19 protein-coding genes are annotated in these 22,315 nt (G+C 71.2%); 14 read left to right on the forward strand and 5 right to left on the reverse strand.

What is annotated here, in order from left to right:
- Nucleotides 1-2: 2 nt before the first annotated feature.
- The 4 genes from recG (at nt 3) to ABH935_RS37170 (ending at nt 4,699) form a co-directional block, all read left to right on the forward strand.
- The gene (gene recG / locus ABH935_RS37155) at nt 3-2,216 is read left to right on the forward strand and encodes an ATP-dependent DNA helicase RecG (protein ID WP_370382658.1); all 2,214 of its coding nucleotides are present in this window, start codon (nt 3-5) and stop codon (nt 2,214-2,216) included.
- A gap of 37 nt (nt 2,217-2,253) precedes the next feature.
- Complete coding sequence (rsmD, locus tag ABH935_RS37160; protein WP_370382659.1) at nt 2,254-2,862, forward strand: 16S rRNA (guanine(966)-N(2))-methyltransferase RsmD; 609 nt, start codon at nt 2,254-2,256, stop codon at nt 2,860-2,862.
- A gap of 17 nt (nt 2,863-2,879) precedes the next feature.
- Nucleotides 2,880-3,377, forward strand: a complete 498-nt coding sequence (coaD, locus tag ABH935_RS37165; protein WP_370348004.1) for a pantetheine-phosphate adenylyltransferase — start codon at nt 2,880-2,882, stop codon at nt 3,375-3,377.
- Nucleotides 3,378-3,472: 95 nt separating this feature from the next.
- The gene (locus ABH935_RS37170; RefSeq protein WP_370382660.1) at nt 3,473-4,699 is read left to right on the forward strand and encodes a hypothetical protein; all 1,227 of its coding nucleotides are present in this window, start codon (nt 3,473-3,475) and stop codon (nt 4,697-4,699) included.
- A 97-nt stretch (nt 4,700-4,796) separates the two neighbouring features.
- Here the strand turns inward: ABH935_RS37170 and ABH935_RS37175 are convergent, their stop codons facing one another.
- The gene (locus ABH935_RS37175; RefSeq protein ID WP_370382661.1) at nt 4,797-6,812 is read right to left on the reverse strand and encodes a hypothetical protein; all 2,016 of its coding nucleotides are present in this window, start codon (nt 6,810-6,812) and stop codon (nt 4,797-4,799) included.
- 226 nt (nt 6,813-7,038) lie between these two features.
- Between ABH935_RS37175 and ABH935_RS37180 the strand changes: the two genes are divergently transcribed.
- The 6 genes from ABH935_RS37180 (at nt 7,039) to mutM (ending at nt 11,690) form a co-directional block, all read left to right on the forward strand.
- The gene (locus tag ABH935_RS37180; RefSeq protein WP_370382662.1) at nt 7,039-7,998 is read left to right on the forward strand and encodes a hypothetical protein; all 960 of its coding nucleotides are present in this window, start codon (nt 7,039-7,041) and stop codon (nt 7,996-7,998) included.
- A gap of 197 nt (nt 7,999-8,195) precedes the next feature.
- Complete coding sequence (locus ABH935_RS37185) at nt 8,196-8,810, forward strand: DUF177 domain-containing protein (RefSeq protein WP_370382663.1); 615 nt, start codon at nt 8,196-8,198, stop codon at nt 8,808-8,810.
- A gap of 4 nt (nt 8,811-8,814) precedes the next feature.
- On the forward strand, nt 8,815-8,988 hold the full coding sequence (gene rpmF / locus ABH935_RS37190; protein ID WP_015796566.1) for a 50S ribosomal protein L32: 174 nt from the start codon (nt 8,815-8,817) through the stop codon (nt 8,986-8,988).
- Between the two features lie 23 nt (nt 8,989-9,011).
- The gene (gene rnc, locus ABH935_RS37195; RefSeq protein ID WP_370382664.1) at nt 9,012-9,839 is read left to right on the forward strand and encodes a ribonuclease III; all 828 of its coding nucleotides are present in this window, start codon (nt 9,012-9,014) and stop codon (nt 9,837-9,839) included.
- 567 nt (nt 9,840-10,406) lie between these two features.
- Nucleotides 10,407-10,676 carry a hypothetical protein gene (locus ABH935_RS37200; protein WP_370382665.1) on the forward strand — a complete coding sequence of 90 codons (270 nt, stop codon included), beginning with the start codon at nt 10,407-10,409 and terminating at the stop codon, nt 10,674-10,676.
- 132 nt (nt 10,677-10,808) lie between these two features.
- Nucleotides 10,809-11,690 (forward strand): bifunctional DNA-formamidopyrimidine glycosylase/DNA-(apurinic or apyrimidinic site) lyase, encoded by an 882-nt coding sequence (mutM, locus tag ABH935_RS37205; protein ID WP_370382666.1) that lies wholly within the window; start codon nt 10,809-10,811, stop codon nt 11,688-11,690.
- Here mutM and ABH935_RS37210 read toward each other — a convergent pair.
- Nucleotides 11,638-13,995: a hypothetical protein gene (locus ABH935_RS37210; protein WP_370382667.1), complete on the reverse strand. Its 2,358-nt coding sequence runs from the start codon at nt 13,993-13,995 to the stop codon at nt 11,638-11,640. The genes mutM and ABH935_RS37210 overlap by 53 nt on opposite strands.
- Nucleotides 13,996-14,223: 228 nt before the next feature.
- On the opposite strand from ABH935_RS37210, the gene ABH935_RS37215 reads away from it, so the two are divergent.
- Nucleotides 14,224-16,269 carry a DUF2142 domain-containing protein gene (locus ABH935_RS37215; RefSeq protein WP_370382668.1) on the forward strand — a complete coding sequence of 682 codons (2,046 nt, stop codon included), beginning with the start codon at nt 14,224-14,226 and terminating at the stop codon, nt 16,267-16,269.
- Between the two features lie 59 nt (nt 16,270-16,328).
- Complete coding sequence (locus tag ABH935_RS37220; protein WP_370382669.1) at nt 16,329-17,888, forward strand: NAD(P)/FAD-dependent oxidoreductase; 1,560 nt, start codon at nt 16,329-16,331, stop codon at nt 17,886-17,888.
- Nucleotides 17,889-17,956: 68 nt separating this feature from the next.
- Here the strand turns inward: ABH935_RS37220 and ABH935_RS37225 are convergent, their stop codons facing one another.
- Nucleotides 17,957-19,606 carry a hypothetical protein gene (locus tag ABH935_RS37225; RefSeq protein WP_370382670.1) on the reverse strand — a complete coding sequence of 550 codons (1,650 nt, stop codon included), beginning with the start codon at nt 19,604-19,606 and terminating at the stop codon, nt 17,957-17,959.
- Nucleotides 19,607-19,682: 76 nt separating this feature from the next.
- Nucleotides 19,683-20,090, reverse strand: coding sequence for a CAP domain-containing protein (locus tag ABH935_RS37230; protein ID WP_370382671.1), 408 nt, complete (start codon nt 20,088-20,090; stop codon nt 19,683-19,685).
- On the opposite strand from ABH935_RS37230, the gene ABH935_RS37235 reads away from it, so the two are divergent.
- Entirely contained in the window at nt 20,083-20,604 is a 522-nt protein-coding gene (locus ABH935_RS37235) for a hypothetical protein (RefSeq protein ID WP_370382672.1), read from the forward strand. The two genes, ABH935_RS37230 and ABH935_RS37235, sit on opposite strands and share 8 nt — an antisense overlap.
- A gap of 171 nt (nt 20,605-20,775) precedes the next feature.
- Here the strand turns inward: ABH935_RS37235 and ABH935_RS37240 are convergent, their stop codons facing one another.
- On the reverse strand, nt 20,776-21,600 hold the full coding sequence (locus ABH935_RS37240) for a CAP domain-containing protein (protein WP_370382673.1): 825 nt from the start codon (nt 21,598-21,600) through the stop codon (nt 20,776-20,778).
- A 448-nt stretch (nt 21,601-22,048) separates the two neighbouring features.
- On the opposite strand from ABH935_RS37240, the gene ABH935_RS37245 reads away from it, so the two are divergent.
- Complete coding sequence (locus tag ABH935_RS37245; protein ID WP_194913159.1) at nt 22,049-22,258, forward strand: hypothetical protein; 210 nt, start codon at nt 22,049-22,051, stop codon at nt 22,256-22,258.
- The last annotated feature ends 57 nt before the right edge of the window (nt 22,259-22,315 follow it).

A 22,315-nucleotide genomic window follows, 5' to 3' on the forward strand; every position in this document is an offset into this window, starting at 1 on the left:
GAATGGGCATCCGCTTGGAGGAGCCCCTGCACAAGGCCGTGGGCGACCGCACCGCCAAGGTGCTGCGCACCAAACTCAACCTGGAGACGGTCGGCGATCTGCTGCGCCACTATCCGCGCAGGTACGTCAAGCGCGGCCAGCTGACCGAGCTCTCCGAGCTGGAGCCGGGCAGCGAGGCCACGATCATCGCGCAGGTCACCAAGGTCAGTCGGCGCCCGATGGCGGCCCGGCGCGGCCAGATGATGACGGTCGAGGTGCGGGACGCCGCCGACGTGCCGGTGGAGATCACGTTCTTCAACCCGCGCGCGGCCAACGCGCTCAAGCCCGGCATGCTCGGCATGTTCGCCGGCAAGGTCGGCGAGTACCACGGCAAGATCCAGCTGACCAACCCGGAGTTCGAGAAGCTGGACCCGGATTCCGAGGACACCGACGTGGACAGCTGGGCCGGCGAACTGCTGCCCATCTATCCCACGACCAGCGGCCTGTCGCCGCGGATGATCGCACGCTGCGTCGGGATGGTCCTGGACCAGCTCGACGCCGATCTGGCGGACGACCCGCTGCCCCGCCCGGTCCGGGCCCGGCGCGGCCTGCTCCCGCTGACCGAGGCGTTCCGCAAGATCCACCGCCCCGACGACTGGCCGGAGATCGCGGTCGCCCGCAAGCGGCTGAAGTGGGACGAGGCGCTGCCGATGCAGGTCGTGCTGGCGCAGCGGCGCGAGGCGCTGAAGGCGCTGCCGGCCGTGCCGCGCCCGCGCGTCGCCGGGGGCCTGCTCGACGCCTTCGACGCGGCCCTGCCCTTCACCCTGACCGCCGGCCAGGTCCAGGTCGGCGTGGAGATCGCGCAGGACCTGGCCTCCTCACACCCGATGCACCGGCTGCTGCAGGGCGACGTGGGTTCGGGCAAGACTATGGTCGCGCTGCGCGCCATGCTCGCGGTGGTGGACGCCGGCGGGCAGGCCGTGATGCTGGCCCCGACCGAAGTGCTGGCGCAGCAGCACCACCGGTCGATCGTGCAGATGCTGGGCGCCTCGGCGGACGTGCCGATGGACTTGTTCTCCGAGGCTGACGCGCCGGCTTTTGATCCGTCCCGCAAGCAGGTGAAGGTCGCGCTCCTCACCGGATCGCAGAACGCGAAGGACCGCCGCAGCAACCTGCTGGACGCGGCCTCCGGCGCGGCGGGCATCGTGATCGGCACGCACGCGGTGATCCAGGACCACGTCCAGTTCGCCGACCTCGGCCTGGTGGTGATCGACGAGCAGCACCGCTTCGGCGTCGAGCAGCGCGACGCGCTGCGCGCCAAGGGCGAGGACCCGCCGCACGTCCTGGTCATGACCGCGACCCCGATCCCGCGCACCGTGGCGATGACGGTCTTCGGCGACCTGGAGACCTCGATCCTGTCCGAGCTGCCGGCCGGGCGCTCGCCGATCGCCACCCACGTGGTCGCCGCGCACGAGCATCCGTCGCACTTCGCGCGGGTGTGGGAGCGGATCCGCGAGGAGGTCGGCGCGGGGCATCAGGCCTATGTGGTGTGCCCGCGCATCGGCGAGGCGGACGAAGTGTCGGACGACGGCTCCGAACTGGTCTCCGAGCCCGGCCAGCAGCGCCCGCCGCTGGCCGTGGTGGACGTCGCGGCGAAGCTGGCCGAGGGCCCGCTGAAGGGCCTGCGCGTCGGCATGCTGCACGGCCGCATGGCGCCGGACGCCAAGGACGCGGTGATGCGCGCGTACGCCGCACACGAGCTGGACGTACTGGTCGCGACCACGGTCATCGAGGTCGGCGTGAACGTCCCGAACTCGACGGTGATCGTGGTGCTCGACGCCGACCGCTTCGGCGTGTCCCAGCTGCACCAGCTCCGCGGCCGCGTCGGCCGAGGCCGGTGGGCCGGCCTGTGCCTGCTGGTCACCGAGTCGCCGGACGGCGCGCCGGCCCGCGAACGCCTGGCGGCGGTGGCCTCCACCCTCGACGGCTTCGAGCTGTCGAAGATAGACCTCGCGATCCGTAAGGAAGGCGACGTCCTGGGCGCCACCCAGTCCGGCTACCGCAGCTCACTGCGCCTGCTGAGCGTCATCGACGACGAGGACGTGATCCGCGCCGCCCGCGACGAGGCCACCCCCCTGGTCGAGGCGGACCCGACGCTGGCCGCGTACCCGGCGCTCGCCCGGACAATTGCCGTCTTGCTGGACCCGGAGCGCGCGGAATACTTGGGCAAGACATGATCAAGCGCCAGCCTGCCAGGAGTCCGGGACACCACTCATGACCCGCATCATCGCCGGCACCGCCCGGGGCCGCCGCCTGGCCGTCCCGCCGGGCGACGGCACCCGGCCCACCGGCGACCGGGCGCGCGAGAGCCTGTTCTCCGCCCTGGAATCCGAGTTCGGCGGCTTGTCCGGATTGTCAGTGCTCGACCTCTTCGCCGGTTCCGGCGCGCTGGGCTTGGAAGCCCTCTCGCGCGGCGCCGACAGGGTGCTGCTGGTCGAGGCCGATCGGCGGGTCACTCGGCTGATCGCGCACAACGTCGCGGTCGTCGACCTGCCCGGCGCGCGGGTCGTCGCCGATCGGGCCGAGCGGGCGGTGGCCGGCGGCGTGCCGAAGGAGGCGCCGTTCGACCTGGTGCTGCTCGATCCTCCGTACGCGGTGCCGGACGCCGAGGTCGTGACCATCCTCACAGCGCTCGGTGCGGGCGGCTGGCTCGCTCCGGACGCGGTCGTCGTCCTGGAACGATCAGCACGCGATGAGGTTTTCCGCTGGCCGGCGGGCTATGAGGCGACGCGGACCAAGGACTACGGGGAGGCCCGCATGAACTTCGCTGTCTGGTACGTTCGCGGCGCGTCAACGACCGGTCCCCTCAATCCGCCGGAGTAACCATGGACGAGCCCGTCATCCGCCGAGTGGTCTGTCCCGGGTCCTTCGACCCGATCACCAACGGTCATCTGGACATCATCGGACGCGCCTCGGGGCTGTTCGACGAGGTGATCGTCGCGGTGGGGGTGAACGCCGGCAAGGCCGGGTCGCTGTTCACCATCGAGGAGCGGATCGATCTGGTGGAGCAGGTCAGCGCCGAGTACGGGAACGTGCGGGCCGAGCCCTTCGAGGGACTGCTCGTCGACTTCTGCGCCACGCACCGGATCCGGGCCATCATGAAGGGCCTGCGGGCCGTGAGTGACTACGAGTACGAACTCCAGATGTCGCACATGAACCACCGGCTGTCCGGCATCGAGACACTGTTCGTGGCCTCGAACCCGCTGTACAGCTACCTGTCCTCGTCTTTGCTGAAAGAGGTCGCCTCGTTGGGCGGGGACGTCTCGGGCCTGGTCCCGGACCTGGTGCTTTCGGCCCTTACCGACCGACTGGCTGAACGGAAGAAGAAGTCCGCGTAGCCTTTGCCGCTAGGGGCTCGCGAACGGACCCCGCGAAGACCGACCGTCGCCAAGAAGGGGCGGCCCCTCAGGGCCGCTAGAGGAGCGAGTGAGAAGTGACCACAAGCGACCGCCTGGAGCAGATGGTCGGAGATCTCGTGCAGATCGTGGAGACCGCGAAGGCGGTCCCCATGTCGGCCTCCTGCGTGATCAACCGCGCCGAGGTCCTGGAGATCCTGCACGAGCTCGCCGCCGGGGTGTCCGAGGAACTCGCCGAGTCGCGGCGCCTCGTGGCCGAGCGCGACGAGGTTATAGCCCAGGCTCGGCGGGACGCCTCCGAGCACATCGAGGCCGCCCGGCGTGAGCGCGGCAGCATGCTCTCGGGCACCGAGATGGGCCGCGAGGCCGAGCGCATCCGCGGCGCCGCCCTGGCTGAGGCGCGCCGGATCCGCGAGGACGCCGACAACTACGTCGACGACAAGCTCGCCAACTTCGAGGTGGTGCTCACCAAGACGCTGCAGGCGGTGGGCCGCGGCCGGGCCAAGATGGTCGGCCAGGACCCGATGGCCGAGCTCGGCGAGCACATGGCCGAGCAGGACGCCGTCGAGGCCGCGACCCGGCCGGAGTACGACTTCAACGAGCGCGACGCCGGCGCCCGCATCGAGTACAACACCGGCGAGTACCCCAAGTACACCGACGAGGGGTACGAGGCCCAGCAGGACGGCTACCAGCAGGAGCCCGCCTACCAGGGGCAGGAGCCCTCGTACCAGGAGCAGCCGTCCTATCAGGAGCAGCCCTCGTATCAGGAACAGCCCGCCTACCAGGAGCAGCCCGCCTACCAGGAGGCCGCCTACCCGGCCGACGCCGGCTACGGCCAGCAGCCCGCTTACGCGCAGGCCGGCGAATACGGTCAGAACGAGTACGGCCACAGCGAGTACGGCCTGCCGGAGCCCGAGCTCTCGCACGAGTTCGCCGCGGCCGACATGAGCGGCGTCTTCCAGCGTCCGGACTTCTCCCAGGACTACCCGCCGCAGGAGTACCAGCACCAGCAGCAGCCGGCGCAGGTCGCGGTGGGCTACGGCTACGACCAGGAGAACGGCTACGCCGCGAACTACAACGACCCGGCCTCGGTCCCGTACCCGGTGCAGCCCTACGGCACCCAGTACGAGCAGCAGCCGGAGTACCACACCGGTGAGTACCAGGCGTACCCGCAGCACGAGCAGCAGCAACAGCAGTACGCTCAGCAGCCCTCGCACCAGCAGCACCCCGAGGCATCCGGGTTCTTCGACACCGGGATGATCGACGTCCGCCAGTTCCGGGACGACCCGTACCAGCAGCACTGAGCAGCACTGAGCAGCACTGAGCACCGCCTGAAACGGCGAACGGCCCGCACCCCGGTGAAGGGGAGCGGGCCGTTCGCCGTAGTGGTGTTCGGCGGTATCAGGCCCCTGCCAACTGCCATCCGCCGAACGGACTGTCCGTCCCCACCGCGGTCTGCCGATTGACGTGCAGGGCCCCGTCCAGCTCGAACGCCAGCACCACCAGCGAGCCGTCGGAGTCGACCGCCAACGCCGGCGCCCCGACGACCACGTTCCCCAGGTCCGGCCAGGACCCGGCGAACCCGGCGTTCGGCGCGGTCTGCGACACGATGCTGACCCCACCCCCGGAGTTCCGGATCGCGATGGTGATCCGGCCGTCGCCGGCGGTCGCCGCGCCGACGCTCTCCAGCATCGGCGGACTGCCGCCGAGCAGCCCCGGCGAGGTGGTCCAGGCGCCGTTCGGCTGCGTCCACTGCGTCGCGACCGTCGGATTGTCCGGATCGGCGTAGAAGATCTCCGGCCGGCCGTCAGCGTTGAGCGCGAACGAGACCTGCGTCTTGCCGATCGCCGCCGGGGTCAGCGGCGCGGGGTCCATCGCCCACCGCCGCTGGGCGTTCTGCTTCCAGTGCAGGATGCCCTGGCCGGACGGCGCGAACAGCTCGCCGGCGCCGCTGCCGCCGAGGCCCACCGCCAGGTCGTCCCGCACCTGGTAGCCCTTGAGGTCGGCCCAGGTGCTCGGCCAGGCGCTCCCGGGGTTGAGGGTCTTGGCACTGACCCCGGTGCCGAGGTTGCGCACGAACACCGTGACGTTCCCGTTCTGCTCGGTGAACGCGGCCGGATCGCCGACCAGCGTCGGGTTCGACATGTTCGGGGTGCCCAGCGACTTCCAGCCTCCCCAGACGCCCGGCGCGGTCTCCACGTCCGTCATGACGGAGTAGTCCGAGAGCCTCGTGGTGAACACCCGAAGCATGCCTGAGGGGTCCACGGTGACCGACAGCCTCGGGGTCAGCCCCGCACTCCCGGGGACCGGTACGGGGCCCGTCCAGGCCCCGCCGGGGGCTGTCTCGACCCATTGCTGGATCTGGCTGTCCAGGATGGCGAAGGCGTTGAGCTTGCCGGTCCCGTCCGTCGCCGTCCACACCGAGCCGTTCGGCCAGCGCGAGTACTGGCGCGTGTAGAACGGCGAGTAGAACGAGTTGTTCGGATCCGGCGAGGTGTCGTACAAGCCGTGGTAGACCCCGGGGATGTCGCCGCGGTCCGGGCCGAGATAGCTGAGGAAGTCGCCGTTCTTCGCTGCGGCGTTGCCAGCGTCGAGGTCTGATTCCTCGTTGCTGATGTTGTAGTCGCGGTAGGGCCGCAGCAGCACGTGGCCGTTGTTGCCCGGCCCGTGGTAGGCCGCGACCGAGTCCAGTGTGAAGCCGCCGGCGCCGAGGTGGTCGGTGTTCCCCGGGTCGCTGTCGAACCGGTGCGGGTCCATGCCGTAGACGACGGTCGCGTTGTAGTGCGCGTACAAGGCCGTCAGCGAGGCGGTCAGCTGGGACTTCGTGTACGTCTGGTTCGCGTACTGCCGCTCGCAGTCCGAGCCGCCGTCCGCGGCCAGCGTGCCCATGGTGGCCTCGTGCCAGCCGGTGATCTGGCCGGAGTTGTAGATCTGCTCCAGGATCCCCTGGTGGTTCACGCCGCTGACGTAGTTGGCGTCCCCGGCGTCGTGCAGCTTGAAGAACACCAGCTTCACCTGCGGCGCCTGGTCGAGGGTGTCCTCCTCCACGACCTTGCCCGCGAAGGTGAGCGGAGTCTGGGTCCAGGTCGGGTTGCGCACGCCGGCGATCTCCGCGGCGGCCGCCCGGGCGCCCATGTCGCGGCTCTCGCCGTACAGGCAGGTGTCGGCGAACGGCTGGCCCGGCCCGACCTGCGTGGTGGCCGCGCCGGCGGTGAGGAACACCGTGACGAGCGGGAAGGTGTAGACCTTGCGCAGGTCCGGGTTGAAGAACAGGAACGTGTCGTCCGCGTGCGCGACGACCTGGACGATGGTCGGCGAGGCGACGAAGGTGTCGGCGCGGGCCGGTGACGGCGGCACGCCGAGCAGGGCCGCCGCGAACGCCAGCACGGCGGCGCGGAATCTGAGATGGCGACGCATGGAGAAGTCCTGTCCGATGGTGGGAAACTGACAGCTTCGGGCCGTTTCGGGCTATCCATACACTTCTGATGCGGTTGAACCCCGGCGCGACACGCGGAGTCCGATCCGGCACGTCGCAATGCGCTCATTCGGCGCAAAGGGACTTGTCGGCGCGGGGTCGGCGGTAGTCAAGTGGGCGCCGACAGTGCTCGACCATGCCTGATCGACCGTGACCCAGGGAGCCATCGTGCGCGAGGACGTGAAGCCGGTCCTGACCCGGCGCCTGGCGACGGCCGCAGGCGCGGCCACGCTGATCGCCGCCTGCCTGGGCAGCGCCCCGGCGTGGGCCCAAACCTCGCAGACCTTCACCCAGGACGGCACCTTCACGGTCCCCGACGGCGTCACCCAGCTGACCGTCACGGCGGTCGGCGGCGGGGGCGGCGGAGGCGGGGACAGCGTCCAGCCTGGCGTCGCCTCGTGGGGCGGCGGCGGCGGGGGCGGCGGCGCGATCGTGCAGTGCGTGCTCCCGGTGACGCCGGGCCAGGTCTTCACCGTCTCGGTGGGCGGGAACGGCGGCCGCGGCTCGTCCCAGGCCGCGGCCATGGTCACGGCCACGCCCGGCGGCGGGACCGGCGGCGGCACGGCGGGCCAGGACGGTCAGGACGTGGCGTCCAACGGCGGCGACGGCGCGCCCGGGACCGGCGGGGGCGGCGGCGGGGGCGGCGCGAACGGCCTGCCGACCGGCATGGAGCCGCACGGCGGGAACGGCGGGAACGGCTCGGCCCTGATCTCCGGCATCGCCAGCACCGGCGGGAACGGCGCCACCGACGTCTACACCGGCGGCGGCGGGGCCGGGGGCGGCGGAGCCAGCACCTTCGCCACCGCGGACCTGAACACCTACGTCGTGGCCTCCGGCGGCTGGGGCGGCAGCGCCGGCTCGGTCGGCGCGGAGGACGGCGGCTACGGCGGCCTGCCCGGGCTCGGCGGCCGGGACGGAGCCTGCGTCTCCCAGGGGCAGGCCATCGGTGCCACGGTGACCCCGGGCGGGGACGCCACCGGCGGTTCCGCGGCCGGCAGCACCACCAGCGCGGTGGGCGGCAGCGGCGGGACCGGGAACGCCGACGGCACCGGGCTCGGCGGCGACGGCGGCGGCGACAACGTGGACCCGCAGCCCGGAACCGGCGGCGAGGTCGTCGTCAGCTACTGAGAGTCACCATCTGAAGATCGCCCAGAGCGTGCCGCGGACCTCGCCGCGGCACCTCGAAGCATGGCCTGGGCAGGCGGAGCGGCTCTGAGTTTGGCCGACACCCCGGCCCTCGGCTATCGTGGTCGTCTGCCTGACTGCCGAACGGCTGACGCACGCCTTTCGCCTTGAGGTCCACCACACACGACGATAGAGGGATCATGCCTGGCACGACGCCGAAGCATCCGGCGCAGCCCGACCCCCGCTCGCCGTATGTCGTGGACACCCAAGACTTCGCCAGGCGCCCCGGTTCGATGCGCAAGCTGCACGAGACCGTCCCGGCGCCGGAGTCCCTCGGGGACAAGGACGGGGTCGCCAACGTGCCGGCGGGCTCGGACGTGGACCTGGACGTGCGGCTGGAAGCCGTCGTCGAGGGCGTCCTGGTGACCGGTACCGCCAGTGCCGCCGTCGCCGGGGAGTGCGTCCGCTGCCTGGACCCGCTCGACCTTGAGGTCGAGGCGGAGTTCCAGGAGCTGTACTTCTTCCCGGGTGAAGACACGGGAGGCGACGAGGACGCGGTGTTCCTCGTCAACGATCTGCTCGATCTGGAGCCGGTCGTGCACGACGCGGTGGTGCTCGCACTGCCGTCGGCACCGCTGTGCCGGGACGACTGCCAGGGTTTGTGCCCCGAATGCGGGGCGAACCTGAATGACGACCCGGACCACTCGCACGAGACCGCCGACCCCCGGTGGGCGGCCTTGGCGGACCTGAAGGACCAAGTAGCAAGCAACAGCGGTACGGCGCCGGTCGCCCCGCCCGCCCGAGACCAGGAGTAGGCCCGTGGCCGTCCCGAAGCGCAAGAAGTCCCGCAGCCGTACCCGTTCCCGCCGTGCCCAGTGGAAGGCCGCCCCGCTGACCCTGGTGGCCTGCGAGAACTGCGGCCAGACGAAGGTCCCGCACCACCTGTGCGCGAACTGCGGCACCTACGACCGCCGCCAGGTCGTCGAGGTCTGAGCAACCCGGAGATCTCGATAGCTGTGGCGTCTTCGAACAAGTCCGGCAAGGGCGGGACAGGAGCCTCCGCCCCGCCGGAGGACCTCATCGCCAGACTCGGCCTGCCCGTGGACGCCCGGCTCATCGACCGGGCCCTCACCCACCGCTCGTACGCGTACGAGAACGGCGGCCTGCCCACCAACGAACGCCTGGAGTTCCTCGGCGACTCGGTCCTGGGCCTGGTGGTCACCGACACGCTCTACACCACGCACAGCGAGCTGCCCGAGGGGCAGCTCGCCAAGCTGCGTTCAGCCGTGGTCAACTCCAAGGCCCTAGCCGAAGTCGCCCGCGGCCTGCGCCTGGGCGACTACGTCAAACTCGGCCGAGGCGAGGAAACCACCGGCGGCCGCGACAAGGCCTCGATCCTCGCCGACACACTGGAAGCGCTGATCGGCTCGGTCTACCTGGACCACGGCATCGAAGTCGCCTTCGACCTGGTCCGCCGCCTCTTCGGCCCACTGATCGCCACCTCCGCCACCCTCGGCGCCGGCCTGGACTGGAAGACCTCCCTCCAGGAACTGACCGCAGTCGCCGGCATCGGCGTCCCGGACTACCGAGTAACCGAAACCGGCCCAGACCACGACAAATTCTTCGAAGCCGACGCCTGCGTCGCCGGCGAGGTCTACGGCCACGGCTCCGGCCGCTCCAAGAAAGAAGCCGAGCAGCAAGCCGCCGAAGAAGCATGGCGCACCATCCGCGAGACCCACGCGGAGGCGCTGGCCGCCAAGGGCGTACTGCCCGGCGCCGCCGGCGATCGCAAGCTCACGCACGGCCCTTACGACATCGAGCCGGACCCGGCGGACGTAGCCTGAGGGTGCGGCGGCTGCCGCCCTGGCTGGTGAGGCGACTCCCGGCGCCTGCGAGTGGTGACGGGTCTGTGCGGCCGGCCACGTGGTGAGTCGTGTCCGACCGGACCATGCGGGGTGTTGGTTCTGTGCCCCTCGCCGCGTCGGCGGGCGAAGCCAACCTGGCCGGTTCGGTGGTGTCAAGCCGGACGAGGCTGTACCACAGCAGGTGTGATGCGGCTTGACGCCGCCGGACCGGGCTGGTTCCGTAAGGCGACGACGTGGCGAGGGGCACAGAACCTCGGCGACCACAAGCAACACCGCCGCCGAACGACGCAACGCAGGCAACAGCGGACAGAAAGCCGAGCAGTCGCGGGCCGCCGCCGAAGCGCCGGACGCGCGGGTCGCCCCCTCGCTGTAGAGCGCCCGCCGGAGGCCTCAAGGTGCCCACCACGCCCGACGATTGCCGCCTACGCAACGTGTGCGCAGTGACTCGGACCGGCGCGCGGTTGTGGACACGAAAACCGGCAGCCGCCGACGTGACCCAGCGTTCGAGTCGGGCATGCTGGCATTTTGTTACGGAATTATCCCCCCTTGTACGTAGATATAGCACGCGCCACCGACACCGCCACCGACACCGACACCGACACCGCCACCGACACCGACACCGACACCGACACCGACACCGCCACCGACACCGACACCGACACCGCCACCAACACCGGCAGCCGCCAGCGCGCCACGCTCAGACCCGAACCACCGCGCGGTCTTGTCCACGAACACCGCCAGCCGCCAGCGCAACACGCGGCGCTCAACCGAACTGCGTCCCCCCGCGAGGCCATCAACCCCTGCGCGAAGCCGTAAAAATTCGCCTGTAAAACCCCAGCCCGACCGCACCCCGCGCACCCCACCCACCACCTCACCCACCCACCGCCCAAAATCGCGCCCCAAAAACCCCCGCCCCGCCCTAACCCTCCCCTCCGATACCCTCACCCCGTGCCCGAACTACCCGAAGTAGAAGTCGTCCGCCGCGGCCTAGAACGCTGGGCCGTCGGCCGCACCGTCGCCACCGCCGAGGTCCTCCACGACCGCGCGACCCGCCGCCACGCCGACGGCCCCGAGCACTTCGCCGCCCACGTCGCCGGGCTTACCCTGCTCAGCGCCGAGCGCCGCGGCAAGTTCCTGTGGCTGCCGCTCGGCGAAGGCGGCGCGACCGGCGTGAGCATCGGCGAAGCCGTCACCGGCCACCTCGGAATGAGCGGCCAACTCCTGCTCCAACCCCCGGGCACCCCGGACGAAAAGCACCTCCGCATCCGCTTCACCTTCACCGACAACGGCCCCGAACTCCGCTTCGTCGACCAGCGCACCTTCGGCGGCATGGCCCTGGAGAAGCTGGAGCAGGACCGGCACGGCGTCGTCGTCCCGGCCTCGGTCACCCACATCGCGCGCGACGTCCTGGACCCGGAGTTCGACGTCGACCACTTCCACAGCGAACTGCGCCGCCGGGACACCGGCCTGAAGCGCGCGCTGCTGGACCAGACTCGCGTCAGCGGCATCGGCAACATCTACGCCGACGAGGCCCTGTGGCTCGCGCGCCTGCACTACGACCGGCCCACCTCGAAGATGCGGCGCCCCGACACCGACCGCGTGCTCCAGGGCGCGCGCGAGGTGATGATCGCCGCCCTCGCCGTCGGCGGCACGTCCTTCGACAGTCTCTACGTGAACGTCAACGGCGAGAGCGGCTACTTCGCCCGATCGCTGCACGCGTACGGCCGCGAAGGAGAACCCTGCGAACGCTGCGGTACGCCGATCAAGCGTGAGTCCTTCATGAATCGGTCGAGCTACTTCTGTCCGAAGTGCCAGCGGCTGCCTCGCTGACGCGCACCCGCGGCCTGCGCTTGCCGCGGTACCACAGCGCGATGATCAGCGCTGCCAGACACAGCCCGAGCAGCGCCATCGCCTGCCCGATCTTGTAGCCCGGCGGCCGGAAGCTGAGCTTCAACGTGCTGCCGCCCTTGCGTGACTGCGGAAGCAGAACCTTGATGATCCCGACATCAGTGCCCTTCAACTGCACCTGGTGTCCGTCGACCGTGGCCCGCCACCCGGGCCAGAGCAGCGCCGCGATCCGCACTTCGCCGGAGCCGGTGTAGCGCACGGTTTCGCCGACGCCGTCCGAGGCGACGTCGTCCGCCGTGACGTGCGCGCTCGACGCGGTGTACGACACCCGTCCGTCCGGCCAGGGCAGGGGCTTGAGACGGTTCAGCAGCGCCGTGTGGTCGTCGAGCGCGCGCACGCTCCAGCCGGCCGGAACCGTCAGCGGCTTCGCGGGCTTCTTGCCGGGCACCACCGGCGGATTCAGCGCGTCCAGCACGTGCTGCTGCGTTTGCACCACGACGGTCTGCAACCGCAGCAGGTCGGCCAGTTCGGCGGGGGAGTCGGTGTCCTTGCGCCACAGGTTGGTGTAGAGCGACTGGCAGGTGCCACCGTAGTACGACATGCACAGGTGCCGCATGTAGGCGCGGTAGGAGACGCCGGTGTAGTTGTTCAGGCTCGTCACCCCGGCCACCTGGAGCAGGCTGCCGCCGGGCAGGTCGTGCCAGACCCGGCGCCGGCCCAGCCGGTCGGCCTCGGTGAGCGGGTCGCCGACCATCAGGGTGTTGCCTTGGTACAGGGTGCCGAAGTGCTGCTTCATCGAGGCCACGTCGTGCTGCGGGTGCCAGTCGGTCACGTTCTGGTTGGCCGGGAACGCCACGGCCTGGAAGCCCAGCACGGCCACCGTCCCGCCGATCAGCAGCCGGGACAGCGGACGTCCGGCGCGCACCTTGCGGACCATCAGCCAGGACAGCGCGCCGACCAGCGCTGTCGCGGCGATGACGGTGCCGGCCCGGCCCGGCTGCGCCGACCACGACAGGTAGCCGCCGACCAGGATGATCACCGCGGTGGCCACGGTGCGGCGGCGGGCCAGGTCGGTGCGCGGCGACTCGGTGAGCGCCCTGGCCAGGACGACGCACAGGCCCAGGTAGGCGTACTCGATGACGCGCAGCGGCCAGCGGAACAGCCAGATCTGCGAGGGGCCGACGGTCATCGCCAGGTACACGACCGCGAGCAGGCCGACGCCGATGAGCGTCCGCGGCTGGCGCATCACGCGGCGCCAGTCCAGCCACGGCGCGAGCGGCGCGATGAACCAGGCGAGGTACGTGGCCGGCACCGACCAGAACGCCATGTGCCAGGACACCGAGTGCGGCAGATACGCCGGGGCGCTGAGGTTCAGCAGGTCGCCGACGCCGGGGACCAGGAAGCCGGTGTTCATGATGCCCGAGCCGGGCGAGCGCGTGGTGACCGCGGCGCTGAGCACCAGCGGTAGGAACACCAGCGCGGCCGCCGACGCCGCCACCGCGCTCACCCCGGCCAGCCGCCAGATCGCGTGCCGGTCGTCGGCGGCCAGCGACTCCACGGCCAGCGCGCACGCCACGACCACCATGCCGAGCAGGCCGTAGGGGTTGCCGGTGGTGACGATCAGCAGGCCGAAGACGATCGGCACCGCCGGGTTCAGCCGGCCGCGCATGTACCGGCGCGCCGACCACCAGAAGTGCGCGGTCCAGGCGAAGCCCATCAGGCCGGCGATCCAGGAGGCGGCGTCGAAGTAGAGCGTGAAGCCGGAGAACGGCAGCGCGACGGCGACGACGGCCGCGGCGGCCCGGCCGGCCCGGTACTCGCGGCAGACCGCGTAGATGCCGAGCGTCAGCAGCACCAGGAACTGGGTCTTGATCACGATCGCGGCGATCAGCAGGTCGCCGGTCAGCGCGGTGAACACCGAGTCGAGCAGCTCGACCGGGTTCCAGATGCCGAACAGCGCCTCGGCGGCGAAGTTGCCGCCGTTCCACATCCCCGGCACCAGCGGGTTCCAGTGCCCGGCCAGCAGATCGGCGCCGATGCGGTGCCAGACCGGCAGGAACTCCGCGGCGCTGTCGTCCCACAGGTAGAAGAACCGGTTGGTCAGCAGCGGGATCTGCGCCAGCACCGCGACGACCACCGCGACCAGCGCGGCGGTCCCGAGATCTGTCCTGCCGAAGGGCCGGGACAGCCGGCCCTTCGGCAGGAGGCCGGAGCCGGGGCCGACCGCCGCCTCGGCGGGGGGACGACGGGGGGCCGGCGGCCGCAGGGCCGGGGGCGTGACACTCAACGCAGAACTCCTCGGGCGGGGCGCAGGACGCGCTCTGCGGACGGGGACGCGCGCCGAGGCTGTTCAACGAGCCAGAACCGCCCCCGGCACCGGCTGCTGCGCCGAACGGCTGGGATGTTCACCGCTTCCGGTGACGCACGTGTGTCCGCGCGGCCCGCGGAGGCGCCGGTGGTCTAGCGTCCGCAGGACACCCCGCGCCCGTTCACGCCCGTCACAGGAGGCTGACCCGTGTCCCGGACCGTGCCCGCGCGGCAGCGCCAGGCCTTCAAACGCCAGTCCCGCCTAGCCTTCGTCCGCCGCACCTGGCTGTCGGCCTTCGCGGCGTTCGCGTTGCTGGCCGTCGCCTGGTCCCTGGCGATGCCGCCGGACGGCACCACCGACGAGCGCCAGCACCTGGAGCGCGCCTACGGAGCGGTGACCGGCCAGCTGCTGGCACCGCAGGGCGAGGACCCGCTGGTGCACCGCCCGGGAGCAGCCTTCGAGGTCCCCAAGAGCTTGCTGCCGCCGAACGCCCTGTGCGTCTACTTCCCGAACTACCACCAGGACGAAAGCTGGGTCGCCCGCGCAGCGAACTGCCAGCACCCGGCTCCGACGACGCACGCGAAGGTGCGCGTGGTCTCCTGGGTGGGGCGCTACAACCCGCTCTACTACCTCGCGGTCGGCGGCCCCCTGCGCTTCTGGCCGACCATGACCGGCATCCTGCTGAGCCGCATCCTCGCGGCACTGCTGGCCTCGGCCTTCGTGGCGGCTGCCGCGATGGTGGCCCTGCGGACCCGGCGCCCGCTCCTGCTGGCCGCGCTGCTGACGGTCCTGACCCCGACGACGATCGCGCTGAACTCGACGGTGAACCCGAACGGGATCGAGATCTCGGCGGCGCTGCTGCTGTGGGTGTGCATGGTCGACCTGGCGCGGCCGGGGGCGGCGCTGCGCGCTTCGCTGGGCAGTGCGGCGGAGTGGCGGCGCGGAGTGGCCGGGGCGGTGCCGGCGACTCAGACCGAACTGGCCTCGGCGGCGGGAAAATCGCCAGCTGGAAGGCTGCATTGGCGGCGGGCGGCCTCGGCGGCGCCGGCGGCTGAGACCGGCGCTATGGTGCGCGCGGGCGAACAGGCTTCGGCGGTGTCGGGGTCTGCGGCCCGTCGGTTGTCGGTCGGTGCATTGCAGTGGCGGCGGTCGCGCGGAGTTTCTGCCACCGGGTCATCAGCCGAGTCGAGGTCTACTGTGCCGACCTCCGAGCACGGATCTGCGGCCCGGTTGTCCCTGGGCGCTATGCCGCAGCGGGTCCGCCAGGCGATGCGCGTGGATTCCGGCGCCGCAGCCGTCTCCCAGCCCGCCCTCCTCGCCCTCGCCGCGATCTCCGGCGTCGTCGTCCTCACCGTCCGTGCCGAGGGCCCGTTCTGGTTCGCGCTGGCCGTCGGCGGCTCGTTGCTGGCGGCCGAGCGTGGCCGGGTCGGGGAGCTGCTCCGCTGGCGTGCGGTCCGCCGAGTCGCCGCCGCGTGGTTCGTCGTCGGGGTGGCGGCGGTGGCGTGGAACGTGGTGTCCGGCAACTCCAAGGTCACCCACACCCTCATCGCCGTGCACCCCGCCGATCATCGCGTCAGCACCCTGCTGCGGGTGATCGTCGTGAACCGGGTCGGCGGCTGGTTCTCCGAGGCGTTCGCGCTCGATGTGCCCGCCTCGTGGGCTCCGATGCTGTGGGCTGCTCTCGCGGCTGTGGTGCTGATCCCGTTGGCGATGCTGCGGAGCCGGCGTGTGGTGGCCGTGGCGCTTGGGGTCGCGGCGGCGTCGCTCGGCATCACCGTCGTGCTGGAGATCAAGTACCTCGGCACGCTCGGCTGGTCCCAGTACGGCCGCTACTTCCTGCCGGGGCTGGCCGGTACGGCCGTGCTGCTGGCGTCCGGTCCGGCCACGGAGCTGCCGCCGGTGCTGCGGCGCCGGATTCCGCGCCTGGTCGCTGTCGGCGCCGCGTTCTGCCAGCTCTGGGTGCTCGCCGTGGAGATGTCGCGCGTGCAGGCCGGGCCCCACGCCCCGGTGGACCCGCTCGCGGGCTCCTGGCATCCGGCCGTCGGTTCGCTCGCTGTGCTGGTCGTCGCGGGGCTCGGGGCGGTCGTGTTGATCGCCGTGGTGTGGGCCGCCACCGCCGCCGAGACGCCCGTCGTCGAGGCGCCCTCCGCGCCTGTGGCGAGGACGGTCCCGGCCGCGGTTCCGACCACCGTCCCCGCGGCCGCCGGGGCGCCGGCCGAACCGCAGGTGGTACGAGAGCCGGCAAACTCCTAGTTCCATCACCTATTGGCGTAATACGCGTTACTCGGCGCCTTTCGGATCGTTGGTGCGTCGTGTCAACAATCTCTTCGCAAGCGCCAGAATCCGGACAGGGCGCGCCCGACGCGCCCGCCGTCGTCGTCATCGGAGCCGGGCCGGCCGGGCTGACCGCCGCCTACCAGCTGGTCAAGTCCGGCGTGCGGCCGTCGGTCTTCGAGGCCGACGACGTGGTCGGCGGCATCAGCCGGACCGTGGAGCGCGGCGGATGGCGCTTCGACATCGGCGGCCACCGCTTCTTCACCAAGGCCGGGCCGGTCGAGGCGCTGTGGCACGAGATCCTGCCCGACGAGGACTTCCTGATGCGGCCGCGCATGAGCCGCATCCACTACCGCGGCAAGCTGTTCGACTACCCGCTCAAGGCCGGCAACGCGCTGTCCGGCCTGGGCCTGGTCGAGGCCGCGCGCTGCGTCGGCTCCTACATGTGGGCGCAGATCAAGCCGCCGAAGGACCAGACCAAGTTCGAGGGCTGGGTCGCCGCGCGCTTCGGCTTCCGGCTCTACTCGATCTTCTTCAAGACCTACACCGAGAAGGTGTGGGGCATGCCGGCCAACGAGATCGAGGCCGACTGGGCCGCCCAGCGCATCAAGAACCTGTCGCTGTTCAAGGCGGTCGCCAACGCGCTGGCCCCGAAGCGGAACCAGAAGCAGATCACCAGCCTGATCGAGCAGTTCCAGTACCCGAAGTACGGCCCCGGCATGATGTGGGAGCGCTGCCGCGACCTGGTCGCCGACGGCGGCGGCTCGGTCGTGATGAACACCTGGGTCAAGACGGTGCACCGGGCCGAGGGCGGCGCCGTCGCCGTGACCGTGAAGGACGCCGACGGCGAGCGCACCGTCCCGGCCGACCACGTCGTGTCCTCGATGCCGATCTCCGCCCTGGTGCGCGCCATGGACCCGCCGGCCCCGGCCGAGGTCCTGGCCGCCGCCGACGACCTGCGCTACCGCGACTTCCTCACCGTCGCGCTGGTGGTGCCGGAGTCCGCCGGCTTCCCTGACAACTGGATCTACATCCACACCCCCGGCGTGCGCGTCGGCCGGATCCAGAACTTCGGCTCCTGGTCGCCGTACCTGGTCAAGGAAGGGCGCACCTGCCTGGGCCTGGAGTACTTCGTCTCCGAGGGCGACGACCTGTGGGAGGCCGCCGACGACGTCCTGATCAAGCAGGGCGCGCAGGAGCTCGAAGCCCTCGGCCTGGTGTCCTCGGACGCCGTCGAGGAGGGCTACGTGGTCCGGATGCCGAAGGCGTACCCGGTCTACGACGAGTACTACCGCGGCAACGTCGAGGTGATCCGCGAGTGGCTGGCGCGCGAGGTGCCGAACGTGCACCCGGTCGGCCGCAACGGTATGCACCGCTACAACAACCAGGACCACTCGATGATGACGGCGATGCTCACCGCCGAGAACATCGCCGCCGGCACCACGCACGACGTGTGGTCGGTGAACGTCGAGGAGGAGTACCACGAGGAGGGCTCGGAGCAGAAGCCGGCCGGCACCTCGGGCACCGGCCGAGACGCGCCGATCCTGCCGCGCCGCCGGGTCGAGCAGACGCAGGCGCAGTCCGACCAGAAGGTCTGACGCACTCCCAGAACGACGTTGGCGATGCCGCGGGATCCGAATGGACCCGCGGCATCGCCGTTTGTCGTTCAGCGCACCGGCTCGGACTCCGGCTGCGAAGCCGGGCGCGGGATGCTGGCGACTCCGGCCTCGTCCCGCGCACCGCGCGCCGTGAGCGCCGCCAGCACCTCCACCGCCGCGAACACCCACGCCAGCGCCGTCGCCAGCACCGCGAGGTCCAGATGCTTCGCGGTGTCGATCCCGTCGGCGAACGCCGAGGCCCCGAACTGCGTCACCGCGACCGTCAGCAGCAGCCCGAGCAGCGCCCCGACGCCCCGTAGAGCCCTCCTGCGCCGCACCGCGGTCACAGCGGCCGCCGGAATCAACCACAGCAGGAGCAGCGTCCCCATACCGAAGCCCCGCAGCAGCCCCAGCGCATCGGTCACCGGCGACCAGCGGTGGTCCTGCAGGCCGCGCGGCGTGTGGCCGAGGTGGGTGTAGTTCCCCAGCCGCGGCAGGACCATGACCTGCGTACCGTGCGGCCCGACGCCGCACAGCGTCGCGGTCGGCCGGGGCTCGTAGAAGTACCCTGCGACCGTGTCCAGCACCGGCAGCAGTCGCGTCGGGTGGTTCAGGAAGAAGCCGAGGATCCGCTGGTGCGACAGGCTTTTGGTGAACTTCTGATACCCGGCACTGTCCTGCAACGCGGTCGGCGCGCACCACGGCGGCGCCCCGGCGTACTGCGCGAGCCACGCCGGCGCCCCGAACTCCGCGAGGTCCCGCTGCGGATGCGCCGAGGTCGGCAGCAGCGTGACGCTCACGAAGTTGGCCTCGGTCAGCTGGGCCGTCCGCTTGTCCTCGTTGCCGGACACCGCGAACGCCCCGGCCGCCATCACGACCACGGCCACCAGGCCGGTCAGCCGGTGCCGCAGCCGCCGGTCCAGGCCGTGCAGCCGCAGCGCGTCGGCCAGCCCGGCGAGCCGGGCCAGGCGCTCCGGTACCGCCACCGGCACCGCCGGAGCCAGCAGAACCAACGCCAGCGGCAGCACCGCTGGCACGTTCTGCGTCTTGGCGGTGGCCAGGAACAGCCCGGACGCCCCGGTCACCGCGATCCCCGCCAACCGCCGCCGCCGGCTCGGCCCGGCCAGCATCAGCACGCCGACCGCGACGTACAGCAGCCCGATGACCGACGCGATCTCGCTGAACGGCGAGACCGCGTAGTCGATGAACACCGTGTCCGCGACGACCGCCACCACCGCGGCGCACACCAGCAGCCGGTACCGGTGCCGCAGCGTCGCGACCCGGTACAGCAGCCCCACGGCCGCGCCGATCAGCAGACAGCACACGATCCCCACAGCCCGCAGGTCCAGGTAGCCCGGCAGCCCGAGCACCCGCGTGAGCCCCCGCGCGGCGTACAGCACCAGCAACTGGCTGCTGCGATAGGGCACGTCCGGCAGCCGGATCGTGCCGAGCGCGTGCCGCTGGCAGCTGAAGTGCGCGAGGTGGTCGTAGCGGTAGTACACGTAGTCGCGCAGCCGGGGCGTGTTCCGCGGCAGCCGCACGTCCACGCCGAGGTGGCACATCAACCGGACACCGTCGTAGTTGTCGGCCACCCCGACCGGCCGCGGCACGAACAGGCGCAGCATGAGCAACACCGTCGAACCCGCGCCGACGGCCGCCGCGAGGACGGTCGCCGGGAGCCGGGACGGACGGAGATCTTCGATCCTTGGTTTACGCACGCCTTGGTTCAACGACCGAGGCCGTGCGGCAGCACGTTTTGTCCGCTCTGCGAGTGAACTTCGGAAGAGGTGCGGGCTATCCCCAGCCGAGCTCGATCGACCAGTACACGTCCCCGGTCGCCGGGTCCAGCTGCGCCGAGACGCCGATCGAGCTGTTCCAGAACGACAGCAGCGCCCGCCGCGAGGACGGGTCCCGCATCAGTGCCCCGATGACGTCGTCCCCGGGCTTGCCGTGCGCGATGAGCTCCTGCGAGAGCGTGTAACAGCCCAGGTTCGCGGCGCGGCGGAAGGGGTCCGAGCCGTCGGAGCCGATGTGGCTGAAGTCGCCGGTGTGCGCCATGTCGGTGGAGTGCACCCGCGCGAGCTTGGCCAGCAGCGAGTCGGTGCTCAGCAGGTCTATGCCCTGCTGCGAGCGCGCGCCGCTGATCTCGTTCAGAGCCGAGGAGACCGCGGCCGAGGAGTTGAAAGGCGCGGTCGTGCTCACGGTGGTCGGCGGCGCCGTCGGAGTGGTCGGAGGCGGCGTGGTCGGCGAGGTCGGCGCGGTGGTCGGCGTCGTCGGGGACTGGCTCGGCGAGGTCGGGCCGGACGGCGGCGGCTGCGACTGGCTCGGCGGCGGCTGCGAGGGCCGCGGCGCGGAGGACGACATGGTCGGCGTGTGCACCGTGTACGGCGACGGGCTGGTCGAGCTCGTCGTGGGCGCGGCGGAGGAGGTCGCCGTGCTGCTCGGCGCGGCGGGGGAGTCCGAGGTCGCCGACGTCGTCGGGGAGGTGACGTTCACGTACCCCGGCGCCGCGTTGCCGCCGCCGCCCGGGGACAGCGGAGCCATGCGGTTCGGCGCGCCGTCCAGGACGGTCGAGGTCGATCCGGCCGGGCTGTGCAGGATCCCCGGCGCGACGAAGGCGAACGCGGCGATGGCCGCCGTGGACAGGCTGCCGATGGCGATCGGTGTCGGCCGCAGCGGGCTGAACGGGCTGCGGGCCCGATGGCGCGCGCTGTAGGCGCCGGCCCGGACGCCGGCCTCCTGCCAGGTGCGTATGTCCATATACTGATATCCCCCTTGTCCCGCCGGCGCCGAAGTCACCAGATGCTACCGCCGGGGCGGGTGGGGCGTAAGAGAATTCGAGGTCCGGCCAGGAATTCCGGGGCAGGATCTGCCTATCGGCGACGGCTCAGGAATAGCCGAAGTCCTGGGTCCACCACGGCCCGCCCGGACCGAACTGCACCCCCACCCCGATGGCCTTGGACGAGCAGTTCAGGATGTTGGCGCGGTGCCCCGGGGAGTTCATCCAGGCGTCGACGACCGACTGCGGCGTCTGCTGGCCCATCGCTATGTTCTCAGCTGAGGGATCTGAGTATCCCCGGGCCTCGATGCGGGTCCACGGCGTGACGCCGTCCGGGGTGTTGTGGGCGAAATAGTTCCGGGCCCGCATGTCGACGCTGTGCCCGATCGCCGCCGCGCGCAGCCGGGGATCGTCGCGCAGCGCCGGGCAGCCGTGTGCCGCGCGCTGGTCGTTGGTCAGCGTGACCACCTCGGCCTCGTACGCCGCCGCCTGGTCGGAGGAGATCTGCGCCGTCGGCGCGCCGTTCCCGGCGGAGGCCCCTTTGGTGATCGCCGGCGAGGTCGCCGTCGTGGTGGTGGTCACGGTCCGTGAGGGCGCCGGCGGCGACGAGGAGCGGGTCGCGTCCCGGGACACCGGCGAGGCGCCGCGGCTGCCGCTGAGGCTTGAGGCGTCCGCGGACGGCATCGGGCCCGGCGTACTCCCGCTGGAGGACGCCGGCGGCGGGACGACCGGCGCCGAACTCCCCGGCCCGAGCGCGACCTCGGTGTCGACGTGCGGGCGCAGTATCAAGGGCGTCACGATCGCCAGCCCGCCGACCACCGCGGTGATCACCGGGCGGCGCAGCCCCCGGTGCCGGCGCGGCGCCCGGCGGCGGTGGCTGGTGGGGCGGCGGGGGCGGTCGTACCGCTCTCCGGCGTCAAGCACTGAGGCCATATCGCCAAGCTACAAAGGGCTTTTAGTCCGTTCGAGTGACTTGGGTAAACCTTTGCGGACCCTTGCCGTCCCGGACCTCGTGAGTGACCTCTCCAGGGTGAATTCCCGCTCCGGATAAGGCGGATCCGGCACGGATAAAGCTTGACGGCCGGGTGCCCGAAGTGATCGAGTGGCCTCACGGCCCGCGCGGTCCGCTTTGCGGTGCCTGCCTTCGTGTTGACCCAAGACCCCATTCGGTGCGACCCTGGTAGTCGCGCACTCCTTTTTGTCGGCGCGGTATGCCCTGTGGTGAAACCGGCTAAACGCCGGGGTCATCGCTGATTCATAACGCTTCCGACGCTGCCACCCCGCAGCCGGTGCGCGACCACGGCACCACCTTGTCTGGCAGGTTGACACCTACAGAGGTTCTGGCGAAGACGCCAGACACTCATCGTGAAGGACCCTCACTATGGCTAAGGCGCTTCTCGGGCATGTCGCTGCGGTGGACCACCGCATGGTTTCCGAGATGAGGCGGCTCAAGCAGCGCGTCGTCGACCTGGAGGCGTATGTGTCCCGCCTCGAGGACGAGAACGCGGCGCTGGCCGCTTCGAAGTACAGCTCGACCGGGCTGGACTCCGAGTTCAGCGAGCTGGAGCGGGAACCCGCTCTGACCCGCTGATCGGCGAAAGCCGGTCCCATCAGCGGCATCTCCACTAAAGGGACGTTGGAGCGACCT

The sequence above is a fragment of the Catenulispora sp. GAS73 genome, assembly GCF_041262085.1.
GTDB lineage: Bacteria > Actinomycetota > Actinomycetes > Streptomycetales > Catenulisporaceae > Catenulispora.